Annotated in this window: 12 protein-coding genes; 8 read left to right on the top strand and 4 right to left on the bottom strand. The window is 42.2% G+C overall.

The annotated features are described in order from the left end of the window. Positions 1-7: 7 nt before the first annotated feature. The 4 genes from ACFSR3_RS11190 to ACFSR3_RS11175 are packed head-to-tail and all read right to left on the bottom strand — an operon-like array spanning position 8 to position 6,781. Positions 8-847, bottom strand: a complete 840-nt coding sequence (locus ACFSR3_RS11190; RefSeq protein ID WP_379821050.1) for a hypothetical protein — start codon at positions 845-847, stop codon at positions 8-10. Then, the gene (locus ACFSR3_RS11185; RefSeq protein WP_379821049.1) at positions 847-4,068 is read right to left on the bottom strand and encodes an RNA-directed DNA polymerase; all 3,222 of its coding nucleotides are present in this window, start codon (positions 4,066-4,068) and stop codon (positions 847-849) included. The genes ACFSR3_RS11190 and ACFSR3_RS11185 overlap by 1 nt, the downstream gene beginning before the upstream one ends. Continuing rightward, positions 4,037-5,056: a CHC2 zinc finger domain-containing protein gene (locus ACFSR3_RS11180; RefSeq protein WP_379821048.1), complete on the bottom strand. Its 1,020-nt coding sequence runs from the start codon at positions 5,054-5,056 to the stop codon at positions 4,037-4,039. The genes ACFSR3_RS11185 and ACFSR3_RS11180 overlap by 32 nt, the downstream gene beginning before the upstream one ends. 30 nt (positions 5,057-5,086) lie before the next feature. Continuing rightward, positions 5,087-6,781, bottom strand: a complete 1,695-nt coding sequence (locus tag ACFSR3_RS11175) for a UvrD-helicase domain-containing protein (RefSeq protein ID WP_379821047.1) — start codon at positions 6,779-6,781, stop codon at positions 5,087-5,089. 331 nt (positions 6,782-7,112) lie between these two features. On the opposite strand from ACFSR3_RS11175, the gene ACFSR3_RS11170 reads away from it, so the two are divergent. From ACFSR3_RS11170 to ACFSR3_RS11135, 8 genes are read left to right on the top strand one after another with little or no spacing between them, the layout of a single operon-like run. Continuing rightward, positions 7,113-7,532: a single-stranded DNA-binding protein gene (locus ACFSR3_RS11170; RefSeq protein WP_379821046.1), complete on the top strand. Its 420-nt coding sequence runs from the start codon at positions 7,113-7,115 to the stop codon at positions 7,530-7,532. A 28-nt stretch (positions 7,533-7,560) separates the two neighbouring features. After that, positions 7,561-8,604, top strand: coding sequence for a DUF932 domain-containing protein (locus ACFSR3_RS11165; protein ID WP_379821045.1), 1,044 nt, complete (start codon positions 7,561-7,563; stop codon positions 8,602-8,604). Positions 8,605-8,651: 47 nt separating this feature from the next. Next, complete coding sequence (locus ACFSR3_RS11160) at positions 8,652-8,840, top strand: hypothetical protein (RefSeq protein ID WP_379821044.1); 189 nt, start codon at positions 8,652-8,654, stop codon at positions 8,838-8,840. A gap of 5 nt (positions 8,841-8,845) precedes the next feature. Beyond that, entirely contained in the window at positions 8,846-9,493 is a 648-nt protein-coding gene (locus ACFSR3_RS11155) for a prtrc system protein e (RefSeq protein ID WP_379821043.1), read from the top strand. Further along, entirely contained in the window at positions 9,438-9,656 is a 219-nt protein-coding gene (locus tag ACFSR3_RS11150) for a PRTRC system protein C (RefSeq protein WP_379821042.1), read from the top strand. Before ACFSR3_RS11155 ends, ACFSR3_RS11150 begins: the two co-directional genes overlap by 56 nt. Beyond that, positions 9,628-10,860 carry a hypothetical protein gene (locus ACFSR3_RS11145; protein WP_379821041.1) on the top strand — a complete coding sequence of 411 codons (1,233 nt, stop codon included), beginning with the start codon at positions 9,628-9,630 and terminating at the stop codon, positions 10,858-10,860. The genes ACFSR3_RS11150 and ACFSR3_RS11145 overlap by 29 nt, the downstream gene beginning before the upstream one ends. Further along, the gene (locus ACFSR3_RS11140) at positions 10,829-11,530 is read left to right on the top strand and encodes a PRTRC system protein B (RefSeq protein WP_379821040.1); all 702 of its coding nucleotides are present in this window, start codon (positions 10,829-10,831) and stop codon (positions 11,528-11,530) included. The genes ACFSR3_RS11145 and ACFSR3_RS11140 overlap by 32 nt, the downstream gene beginning before the upstream one ends. Then, the gene (locus ACFSR3_RS11135) at positions 11,530-12,309 is read left to right on the top strand and encodes a PRTRC system ThiF family protein (protein ID WP_379821039.1); all 780 of its coding nucleotides are present in this window, start codon (positions 11,530-11,532) and stop codon (positions 12,307-12,309) included. Before ACFSR3_RS11140 ends, ACFSR3_RS11135 begins: the two co-directional genes overlap by 1 nt. Positions 12,310-12,322: the final 13 nt, after the last annotated feature.

Genomic DNA, 12,322 nt, shown 5'->3' with positions numbered 1-12,322 from the left:
CATAGTCTTAGAACTTTTTCTTTTCATATCCCGGAGGGCGGCTCTTAAATAATACATTTTTAATCCCTTTATCTTGTTCCTTATCAAGTGAATCTACAGGCAAACTAACCACCTGACTAGAGAATAGCCCTGGCCCCTTATGCCTATACAAAATTCTATTCCAGGAATCTTTAGCCGGAGTAAATGCTATTGAGTCTCCAAATTCTCCCGTATTACATATTATTACATTGCAATAGACAAGCCTTGCAATTGCCTCTGCAAGAAAGTAATAAGAATCCGTATCCTTATTGTGTGATATTATTATTAGATGATGGATTCTTCCCTTATAGACCACAAATCTTTCAATATCGAAAAAATCAGAGCATATTGCTACACCGATATTACCGAATTCTCCCGCGCTTAAAATGTAAATCTCAGGGTGCTGTAACAAATTTGAACCTTTGAACATTTCCTCTTCTTCGTTTGAATAAAATGTTTTACCGAAATAGAAATGTGAACATGTACGTGAAGGATTCGATAAAGGCCATTTATCAGGAACAATAACTGTAGCACGATTGGCAACATCTTTACCATTTATAAAAAAATCAATGCCTGCAATCACGATTGTTGAGGATGAGTTTGCAAGCCTGCGTAAATCCATCTCATATCCGTGGGGAACAGAAAGTTCAGGTATTACGATTATATTAGGCCGTTCATAGCCATTCATCAGGTCAATGAACCCTTTTTTTAGTTCAGCCCACACCCTCTCTTCACTCTCGACGCTCATCTGAAACGTCCCTGCAGGCCATGCCACGCTACCTTCCACAACGGTCTGGATAAAGCCGATATTAATAAAGTCCCTTAGCATTATTCTACAGTATTTATCTTTTCTTCCATATCAAAAAAATCCTCCTTTTTCATTTGCACCAAGCTCACAGGCGTTAGCTGCCTCGGCTGTTGGCTAGATACCAGTAATTGTTGGTTCTTAAGTCTATCTAACGCATAATTTACCAAGCTGATGAAATCATCAATATTCTTTAATGGTGGGGGGTCAAACTTTGTATCATCATCAATCTTGAAATTGAGTTGAGGTAATCCTAGATTAAATCGGGTCTCAATATTCCTTTTCGAAAAGCAGGAACTAATTATAGTACGGGTATAGGTTGAGACTGCAATGTTTCGTAATTTATATCTTGCCAATTCAGACCACGCCTGCTGAAATCCTATTGGATTCCATTTGTCGGGCAAAATTGCATCTTTTGATAAAAGTGATACAAGCATATTTCCTAATGTATAAAGCAAGGACTGTTGAGGCTCAAAATTTTCTTCAAATGCAGGAATAAACCTGTTTTCAATAATCATATTTTCTTTGGCACGCATTTGAACTAGTACTTTCCCGCCCCCGAAGAGATTTCCTAGTTTCTCCCAAGTCAAGTTCTCTCCATCGTCGATCCAAGAGGAAGGTATTTTAAAATTATGGGGATGAACAAAAGTCATGAAATCACTATCATCATTAATGAATGCTTCAATGCTTTCATTCTTTTCCTTAATATTTATTGCAACTTGCCTTATAATCTCGAGAGCAGCCCACTCGCCAAGCCTAGGATCGAAAATGGGAACACCATTTTTTGCAGCCTTGTGCGAGTTTGCCTCTATAGCTGACCAAAGAATCCAATCATAGAGTGTATAGTTATTCTTAAACTTCTTGTCTTTTTTTATTATCCTAGTGAAAACAGGAATCTTAAGCGCTTTCTTTCGTTCGATATCTTTGTAAGCATCAAACAAAACTGCCTCATTTGCAAGAACGTCAAAATCTGCATTTGCTCCCATTTTTCTATATACCTTATATGGAATATTCTTTGGATTTAAAAGAACAATATTAAAATCCCTCGAATCCAATAACGAAAGTTCATCGACAATCCTATCTCGTAAAATAGGAATATTGTTTGAATCTTTCGGCAGCCTATTGAATAGCCACCAAGCCCAAACGTTTGAAGGGTAGTCATGATCGGTGATTATCTTGTTTTGACCTAACGTATCTTCAATATTAATAGCTTTTAAATCTTCATTTTTAGAAATTGATAACAAACCATCCTTAATAATATAGCTGATTGCCTTGTTTACAGTAATAAATTGATGAAAGGATACTTTTTCATAAAACTTCATTTCCCTCGTATCAAAATCTTTTTCAAGATATCTCAGTAAATCCCCGTTTAACATAGTAATGATGAATTTCCTCGCTCTATCTTTTTTCTTTGAGGATGAATTAATGCTAATTATGATACGAAGTGCTTCAAATAAAAGATTTGTAACAACTTGGAGGATGAGGGCATTTATAAATGTTTTTGATAATTCGCTTAGTTCTTTCCGCTCCGTCAACTTATCAATTTCCCCTATTAAAGCCTTTGGAGTACCAACTCCAGCCCTAAGCATAAATTCAACATACCTTCCCCATAACCGTACCTTATCATGATTATCCTGGATCGCCTTGGATAAGAGCTTCATTGTACCATTAGCTATTCTTTTTTCTTCATTACTTAGCATTTTCTTCTCTATCGCCAAGGATTTCTCATACTCATTTTTTTCCGAGATGAGTTGTACAGCGGTCGCTTTTACCTCAGGGTCATGAGACCTCTGCGCCTTAGATATAGCTATATTCTTTAAGCATATATTTTTATGTAGTCTGTATTCTTCATTACTATCTAATTTAATTTGCGGAACTAAGGTAGTCAGTATCCTTGCAGCAAAAGAAACCCTAGTGTCTTTTCGTAGTTCATGATCTGGAAATTCCGTAACTAGCAAATGCTCGACATCCGCAATTACATTTTTTTCCTCTTCAGGCCCAAGCAAATTAAATGCCGTACCGGCAATTTTAGAAACTTTGGACAACGTCTTGGTCATTAGGGGACTTGGAAAATCGGGATCTAATCTACATTCATCTTTAGCTTTTTCGAAAGACTCTAATTTGTCATCAGTATTTTCTTGGGCTTCTAAGTACTGCGCAAGTGCCTTTGGTTCGGTTTTGCTTGGATTGTACTTGACACCAGTACCGGACTCCTCAATTATCTTTTCATACTTTTTGATCCATGCTGTAAGTTCATCAAAAGAAGTTGCTAAGATCACATGGTCATCTACATATCTAAAATGGGCAATATTACGATTTTCCATTAGTTCTCGCTTTACCAACTCATCTATTTCCAATAAGGCTACGTTTGCGAGGAACCCGGCTACAAATAAGCCTGTAGGTACATGTGGAAACGAAAGATTAACCTGCTTTAACCCCACATCTTCCAACTCCCGCTCCGACCAACCGGAATAATCAAGAGTAAAATTTAGCAACTGATTTACCAGAGCCATTAATTCTGAAGAGATTATGCTTTCGGGCAGATAAGCTGCGAGGTTGCGCCTTATGGCCTCATTATCAATGCTGGGATAAAACTTCTCCAAATCTATTCCAGCCCAATAAAGCTCGTTTGTTCCCTTTTTCCAATAATTTTGATCAAGATAGGGAGACTTAAGTGGATGATTTGATAAGCTTTCATTTATTTCTACAATCTTTTGCTCGAAAGGATCTAGGTCTTCTATAAAGTCAGCCTCTCGTGTCATGTACTTTGTAGTGAGATTTACATGCCTTCTATATAATGGCCAGCTCTGTGACCATTTCCTGTAGGTAGCACTATTAGTATTCCTATAATAACCAAACTTTAAGGTCTCATCATAGAACATTGCTATGTATAATCTGTTACCATAGCTCCATGCCGGCATTTGAGAATCCAGATAGCGTCCAATTATATTTACAACTGCTGTCCATGCAACCTGATCCCGGACTGAAATCCAGAATGCTTGCCTAGTTCTTGGTCCATTATCTCCTTTACTTTTTGGAAAGGCAACAGGCTTGATCGGAGCCAAACTATAGCACCCTTGTTTAATGTCATTATGTATAGATCCCAACTCGTTTGATAGATCCAGTTCAAACTGCGCTACTTCTAATTCGTTGACCCATATGTCTCCTGGTTTGTAGAAGCTTTTTACTTTAAGCCATGCCCAATAAAGGTTGTTATGGTCTGTTATTTTGTTTAAGATATTCATTTAAATCTTTATATGGTCCCAAATTTATCTTTTGTACGCTCTTACCTATTGATGCAAAAGCACTAACAACACTTTTCATAAAAGTTTCACCGCCTTGGTCGCCGTCAGGTATTATATTAATCTGGTAATCACTTAACATATCTAAGTAATCCTTTCGAAAATTAGTTGCTCCTAATACGCCTATAGCCGTTTTGTGAAGCTGAATCGCTGAGATAGTGTCAGGAACCCCCTCACAGAGGAAAATTTTCCCTCTGGGCTTGGCTTCTATTAGTGCTGGAAGATTATACAGCTGTGGTTGGACACCTTTTAAGTTAACATATTTAATATTTATTTTACTGAGGTCTAATCTTCGTCCTTGAATGTAGGTAATCCTATAATTGAGGTCGATAAAGGGGAAAATTATTACATAATCCCACCAAATGAATTTATATTTTCCATTTTCATGCTTGCATAGACCGCATTTTTCAAGTGCAGCAAGACCCCATTTTTGACTGAGATCTTCAAATACAGTTTTTGGATTATTAATATCCTTTATCTCAAGTCTCGAGATTACTTCTGGCTTAAACCCCCTGTCTATAGTGAGATATTCTTTACCTCGTTTACTAAGATCTAGTGAATTCATTAGATATTCATAAATCTCCGAATTTGGTTCAAAGTCATTATTTGCTTGCTTTATAACGGAAGTTACCACTCGTAATTCACTCTTTTCTGATAAATAAGTAGAATACTGAAGATTATAGGTCTGAATGAACCACTTTAGAGCATTCTTGAAGTCTATGTTATAAAAAAGCTGAACCAGCGCAATTTGATCCCCTTTAGCTTCACAACCAAAACATTTAAAAAACCCATCCTTATCATTAAAACTCAAACTTGGATTCCTATCATGTCCAGTGAAGCATAGGGCTTTTTTTCCCTTAACTTCAATACCGAGTCTCTGAGCAATATCCAGTATTGAAATATCTTTAATTTTTTCTTTAAGTCTAGTCATTGTTTTTACAACCGTGAGATATAAACTATTTTAAATTGGCATTGTATCGAACAGGCTTCCCTCTTCCTCTATAGCTTGCTTATTGTTGCTTTCGATAAGAAATAGTTCGTGAAGTGACCTGGTGATGGCAACATACTTGAGGTTCAGTTCCTGGATTTTTTCCCAATCTTTATGATATAGCCTCTTAAATGGAAGCTGGTCATATCCAAGTATGAATACCCTTTCATTTTCAAGCCCCTTAGCCCTGTGGATAGTTGATAGCTTTATGGAATTGCTTGGTGCGGATATGAATTCCTTAATTTTCTTTAAGATATCCACCAGTGTCCTGCATTCCTCCTTCCAAAACTCATATTTCTTATTTAAGAACCGTAGCTTTTGCTCCAGGATGTCCTTTTGCTCTTCTATGTAAAGGTTGCGCTCCTTACTATCAATTATGGGTGCCGCGTTCTTATTTATAATAAACATCCATCGCTTAAGAACAGCCTCGGAAATGGACTCAAATTGCTTTGGCTGATGGGTGATGATTGCATTAAGTTCTTCCTGCTTAAAAATATTCTTTATTTCATTGATGATTTCCCTTGCCTCATCTTCGTGGATATAGACTTTAATATTCTCATCAATAAAATTAAAAACAAGGACAATGATCGGATCTCTAAATCTTGATATAATGAGATTACCGGGCTTTGCCAGTTTTACAATCTCACCGAAAGCAATTTTATGAATCTTACCCGCCTCCGGTTTGTTTCCTTTGATGTCGCTCCTTATTTTTTGTGCCAATGCCACGATATCTGCCGGACAGCGAAAACATTCTGTCAGGGGAAGTGCCTTGGCTTTTGTGATTTTTTGTATGTTATAGAATGATTCTATATCTGCTCCTGTAAATCCATAAATAGATTGGCGTGGATCTCCAACTGCCAGAATACGTCCTGACCGCTTTCCGTATTTCATAGCAATAGCTAACTGTGACCTGGACAAATCTTGACACTCGTCGATAAATAGAAAGCTGTATTTCTTTGAAGGTTCTAATTTCCAGTGGTATGGCAGGTACAACATATCCGTAAAATCGATAATCATTGTCCTTTCAGAAAGATCATTTCCCTCATTAAGGATGATACGGTGTGCCTCAAAATAATTGAGAGCCTCTTTATGAAAATCTTTTTTCTTTATATCAATGTCATTGAACAGGTTATAATGAATAGCCATCTCTTTAAAGCTCTCAATGTCATCTTTTGTCAGAGTGGCCCTATACTTCTGATTTATCTCCAGCAACTTACTCCTGATAGTAGAATATAAATTATTTAAAGCAAACTTAGCCTTATCATCAAAGGGTGTAATATCATAGTCGTTAATGGTAGCAATATTTTCAAAAAAGGGCCTGATCTTTTCCAGGAGTTCTTCATTTTTAAGGAGTTCACGGTATTTGTCTTCCCGAAGGTTTATCGGATGCCCTGTTCCGTTATTTTCATGAAGGATACTTCGTCCTAACGAGTGCATGGTCTTCACAACTACTTCAGGAAACCCTTTTTGGCTGAATTTATAGGCGATTTCATTGGCGATACTGTTATTGAACGCGCAGAATAAAATATCATTCCTGTTAGGAACAAACTTGACGCACTCCATAATCGTGGTAGTCTTACCGGCTCCGGCAACCGCATCTATAATACCATGTCCATCATCATTCTTTACAAAATCAAAAATCTGCAGTTGTTCCGCTGTATGCTTCATAAGGTGTTTATTAATTGGATTATAAAAATAAATAATTTTTAACACTATTGCCCATATTCCGAAAGTACTTCAAACATAATAGGCGGCGGAAAAGAACATTTTCAATGCGAAAACGGCCAAAAAGGGCAGCTAAGCTAGCAGGCGGCGGTTGCTCCGTGCGCATAATGGCTCCGGCTGCCGCGCGGGCCACCCTCCGGGACTTATAGCACGCCGCGCCCTTACCGCCCGCTTTGGGCTGGCTTTCTTTTTTTCCGTTTTTTCTTTTGGAAAATGTTATGCGGGATTGGGGAAAGCAGATTGAACATTTTGTCAAACTTAAAATCTTTCGATTATGGAAATTACAGGACGACTGACAGCGGATGCCCAGGTGCGTACGCTGTCTGACAACAGGCAGGTGGTGAACTTCTCGGTGGCGGTCAGTGACAGCTATAGGGCAAAAAGCGGGGAACGTATCACACAGACCGAATTCTTTGACTGTTCCTACTGGATAGCCACAGGCATAGCGCAGTACCTCACCAAAGGAACTATTGTAGAACTCTCAGGGCGTGTAAGTGCACGGGCTTGGGTGGACAGCGAAGGCAACGCTAAGGCGGGGCTGAACTTCCACACCTCCAAAATTACCCTGCACGGTGGCGGGGCAGCCACAGATAAAGGGCAGCCTGTAAACCAGACCGCAGCAGGCGAAGCACCCGTGTACGAAGCCGAAGTAGTACCCAATGGTACAGCCCCCGACGATGACCTCCCGTTTTAAAACCGTTTAACCTTTAAATTGTAATATCATGGCACATAATATAAATTTCAATGAAGCAAGAGGGCAACACGCCTTTATGAGCGTAAAGCAGCCTGCATGGCACGGGCTTGGGCAGATAGTGGAAAGCTACCCTACAAGCCGTGAAGCGATAGCCGTTGCAGGCTTGGACTACGAAGTAATCAAAGCACCGATATTCACAAGGGGTGCAAGCGGTTACGAGACATACCCCGTACCCGACCAGTTCGCCACCATGCGCACCGATACCAAAGCCGTTTTTGGTATGGTGGGTAAAGACTACCAAATCGTACAAAATGCCGATGCGTTTGCCTTTTTCGATGCTATTGTAGGCGATGGAGACGGTATATTGTATGAGACCGCAGGTGCACTCGGCAACGGGGAACGCATTTTTATAACCGCAAAGCTGCCCGGCTATATCCGTGTGGGTAACGGGGACGACATGACCCAAAAGTACATATTCCTGACTACCTCCCACGATGGCAGCGGAAGCATTACGGCAGCATTTACGCCTGTACGTATCGTCTGCCAAAATACCCTGAACGCAGCCCTGAAAACCGCCACCAACGTGGTGCGCATACGTCATACCGCAGGGGCTAAAGAACGTTTGGAGCAGGCGCACAAAGTGATGGGCGTTGCCGATACCCTGTCGTTGCAGTTAGAGGGTATTTTTAACGAGTGGGCTAACGTGCGTATTGAAGATAAACAGGTAAAGCAATTGATACAGTTGGCACTCTGCCCGAACAAAGAAACCTACAACCTTTTAAAGAAAGGGGCTACCGAAGAACTTTCAACAATGTACAAAAACGCCTGTGATACGGCATTCGAGTATGCAATGGCAGACGATACCCAAACGATGGCGACCACTAAAGGCACTTTGTTTGGTGCCTACAATGCCGTTACGGGCTACTACCAAAATGTACGCAGCTTTAAAACGGATGAGGACAAACTAAAATCCATCTGTTTGGGCGGTACGGCACAGGCAAGGGGACAAAAAGCCTTTGACCTGTGCGGGGGCTTTGCCAAAAACGGGGCGGTTGCCCTGCAATTTAACTGATAGTTAACCGCTGCACCGCCAAGCGGTGCAGCATAAAATTTATTATTATGAGCATATTAGCACAAACCACAGAACGCAAGGCAGTAACCACCCTAAAAAAAGTACTGCCGATTATGGAAAGGCTTGACCATGTTGCCATGAGCGCAGCGGATGCCTTTGACACCGCAACCGCCCTGAACCTGATTAGGCGCGTTATTGAAAGCAACCCCGAACCGAAAAGTAAACCCACAAAATAAACGTTATGCCAGTTACCAATTTTTTCGCCCATATCGCAGCCATCCCGTTCGAGGGCTGCCTGAACATTACCGTTAAAAAGGACGGGGAACAACTGACTACCTCCGTACTGCTGCAAAATGACGGTTGTGGGGATGCTGCCAAAAACCATATACCGCCCCTAATTTTAAGGGGCAGTGCAAAGGAACTTTGTGAGGGCTTTTTTGATGCTGTCAGCGCACCGCTAACTGAAACCTCAAAACTGCTCGTGAATATGGGGCAGTTTCTTAAAGGGCAGGAAGCCGCCAGGAAAAATGCAGCGATGGAAAAGAAGAAAACCGAAAAGGCGGACAAAGCCGATAAATCGGACAAGCCCGCCACGCCCGAGGAAATCAAGGAAATGAAATACAAGGGTATTATGGCGGAAGTCGATAAACTCGAAGCAGCAGGCAAATACAGGGAAGCGTGGTTAAAAGTTCCCAAAACTTCCGAGTTCCCCGACAAATCCGAGGAACTGCGCAACCGCAGGTCGAGCCTGTCGGCTCAGTTCAGCCCCGACCTGTTTGGCGCAGAACAGCCTGCTACCGATATAACGAATGTTGAACCTAAAACCGAACAAGATGCTACAGACCACACTACTGCCGAGGGTGTTCCTGATGAAAGACAAGGGGAATGAGTTTACCCTGACCGACCCCGACCCGAAATGGAGCGTGGAAGCCGTGATGCATTTCTACGCCAATACCTACCCGACACTAACGACTGCCAAGGCGGTCGGCCCTGAAATTACAAACGATACCCTGCAGTACCGTTTTGAAACCACTATGGGAACAAAGGGATAATGTAAAATTTAATGTTATGGATTATGCAACAATTAATAGCGGGGCAGTTACGGCTGCCCCTAAACAAAAGGCAAAAGCTGCTGCACAAAAACGCAGCCGAGTTCCTGACGGGCTTGCAGCGCAGGAAAGACACCGCAGAAGTACTTGCCGACCGCCCAACCTCAGCCCCTGTGGGGCTGCTGCCTATGGTTTTCTGAAAACCCGTTTTTTGCCACACTACACAGGGCAGGCAATCGCAGGCAGCAGCGAAAAAGAGGACTTTTACCGGAGTTTTAAACTGCTGTGTGAACATTACAAAATAACCCCTGTAGATACCGCAGCGTTTGCCTATCCCTACGGGAGGGAGGTTGCCCTGCACGAAGCAGGCAGGCTACTGAACCAAAAATTTCCACAGCATATCGGTTTGGAACTGTTAGAGGATAACAGCAGGGTTACGGTTCAGGCAACAGAAACCTGTTATACGGGCAACACGCTATTCTATATCCCTGTGCTGCCCCTGCATTATATGATGCAGGACAAAAAGCACCGTAAAGGCGCACGGCTGTTACTTTGTATATTCAGCTATCTGTTTCATACCGTAAATATTCCCTACTACACCGAGGACAGTTTTTTGTATTGGCAGTACGAAATGGTTACCGAATGGGTAACCAATGACCCCGATGATTGGGAGCAAACAGATTACAACGACTATGTAAGTCAGTTACGGGCTGCACAGCACTACGGGGAAATCATGCTCCGCAGGATATGGAATACGGTACACTTTGACCATTTTGGGGAATGGCTCAAAAGTTTTACGTCCTGTGATGATTTTGATAGGGAATGCCACCAAATCACCCAAAAATTTTACACCCTGTGGCAGGACTACCCTGAAACCTCCATCTACAAACACGCAGATACGAGCTCCCTGCCCGACTATGAAAACGATGACTTTGATGATTACGAATGCATTACGATGGAAAAATACATCGGCTTTGTCGCCTGTACTGATGGGTGGCTGTATGAAAACGTACAACAATCGGTTAACGCCTGTTTTAATGAAAGCACCTCCAAACAGGAACCTATTTTAAAACGCTTCTTTAATGGGCAACCGCAAGATAATGACACCCTTGATTTTGAATGCCGTTTGTTCCCACTTTTAAATGAATTGTGCTACCTCTTAAACAACTACGATTATGACACCAAACATCCCTCTATACCAACCTAAAGCCGCCCTTGTAGTTTTTACTGCAAGCGGTTTTACCGCCCCCTATATTGAGTATTACGACATGGACGAAACGGGCAGTCCCGTAAACCCGCACCCTTTAACCGTAAGGGAAGCACAAAGCCTTGCCAAAGCCCTTGATACACGAGAACAGGCAGGAAAGGCATTCCTGCGCCCCGAGGGCATACTGCCTGCTAACGTTTTACATATCGACCCCTCCGCTAACGGTAGCGTGGTATGGTATACCAAAGCCCAACGTCAAAAGATGTACTTTACCGAAAGCCTGGGATTGCAAAACGGCACGGTTGCCCTGCCTGCGCTCGTGTGGAAAGCCACTAAAAAGGAACTGCAACTTTTTGCGCTCAAAAGCAAGACCAAGCCCAAAGCAGAAACCCCGTTGTACCATGCCCCGTTCTTTAACCTGTACCAAAAGGGCAACGTGTGTATGGGTAATGTAAACGTTGCCATTAAATCGGCTGCCACCTTAGAGGAATTCATTACGGCATGGCAGGGGTATTTCTTTGAAAGCTATTTTTCCCACCACATCAATGACCACAACCCCGTAGGTGTTAACCTGTTTAACCTCTACAAAGAACTGATGGCAGACCCTGAAAAGCCATTCCCGACCGACACCCTAAGACCTACACCGTTAACCCTTAAAAAACTATTGTAATGGAAACGAAAAAAGCCCACTTTATAGCCCCCGAACTATTGAACCCGACCAACCCGATAAGCGTATGCCTGATTGGTGCAGGCGGTACAGGCTCACAGGTGCTGACAGGCTTGGCACGGATGTCCCACAGCCTGCAACAATTGGGACACGCAGGCTTTCAGGTCAGCCTGTGGGATGATGATGTAATTACTGATGCCAATCGTGGCAGGCAGTTATTTGCAGAGTGTGAAGTCGAGTTATCCAAAGCAACCGCCCTCATTACCCGTACCAACCGTTTTTTCGGCACAGCATGGAAAGCCGTCGAAAAGCCTTTTACCGTTAATACAGCGACAGGCAGGAATGCGATTTATATTTCCTGCGTGGACAGTACAGCAGCACGATTCTATATAGCCGAAGTATTAAATGATTTAAATTTAAGCTCAAACCGAGCCGATACGCCCCGCTATTGGATGGACTATGGCAACAGTAAGGACACAGGGCAGGTTATCCTTTCCTCTGTAGGAAAAATCAAGCAACCGAAATCGGAGAAGTTTGATACTGTGGAAAGCCTGCCGTTCGTAACCGAGGAATTTGGGGAACTGCTTCGCCAATCGGACAATGATAATACGCCAAGCTGTTCCCTTGCAGAGGCACTTGAAAAACAGGATTTGTTTGTGAATTCGGTTTTGGCGCAGATGGGCTGCTCGCTGTTGTGGCAGCTGTTTCGGAAAGGTCATACCGAGCAGCGGGGTATGTTTATCAATTTAGGGAATTTCAGGACTGTACCTGTAAACCTATAGTTTTTACATTGTA

It is taken from the genome of Flavobacterium suzhouense (genome assembly GCF_042684765.1).
Lineage (GTDB): Bacteria > Bacteroidota > Bacteroidia > Flavobacteriales > Flavobacteriaceae > Flavobacterium > Flavobacterium suzhouense.
The sequence above is the reverse complement of the archived record's forward strand: the minus strand, read 5'-3'. Positions and strand labels throughout refer to the sequence as shown.

Coding starts and splice junctions, on each gene's coding strand:
- ACFSR3_RS11180 (WP_379821048.1), bottom strand. CDS start 5,056: ATGACTAGACTTAAAGAAAAAATTAAAGATATTTCAATACTGGATATT.
- ACFSR3_RS11140 (WP_379821040.1), top strand. CDS start 10,829: ATGACACCAAACATCCCTCTATACCAACCTAAAGCCGCCCTTGTAGTT.
- ACFSR3_RS11135 (WP_379821039.1), top strand. CDS start 11,530: ATGGAAACGAAAAAAGCCCACTTTATAGCCCCCGAACTATTGAACCCG.
- ACFSR3_RS11185 (WP_379821049.1), bottom strand. CDS start 4,068: ATGAATATCTTAAACAAAATAACAGACCATAACAACCTTTATTGGGCA.
- ACFSR3_RS11175 (WP_379821047.1), bottom strand. CDS start 6,781: ATGAAGCATACAGCGGAACAACTGCAGATTTTTGATTTTGTAAAGAAT.
- ACFSR3_RS11155 (WP_379821043.1), top strand. CDS start 8,846: ATGCCAGTTACCAATTTTTTCGCCCATATCGCAGCCATCCCGTTCGAG.
- ACFSR3_RS11170 (WP_379821046.1), top strand. CDS start 7,113: ATGGAAATTACAGGACGACTGACAGCGGATGCCCAGGTGCGTACGCTG.
- ACFSR3_RS11160 (WP_379821044.1), top strand. CDS start 8,652: ATGAGCATATTAGCACAAACCACAGAACGCAAGGCAGTAACCACCCTA.
- ACFSR3_RS11190 (WP_379821050.1), bottom strand. CDS start 847: ATGCTAAGGGACTTTATTAATATCGGCTTTATCCAGACCGTTGTGGAA.
- ACFSR3_RS11165 (WP_379821045.1), top strand. CDS start 7,561: ATGGCACATAATATAAATTTCAATGAAGCAAGAGGGCAACACGCCTTT.
- ACFSR3_RS11150 (WP_379821042.1), top strand. CDS start 9,438: ATGCTACAGACCACACTACTGCCGAGGGTGTTCCTGATGAAAGACAAG.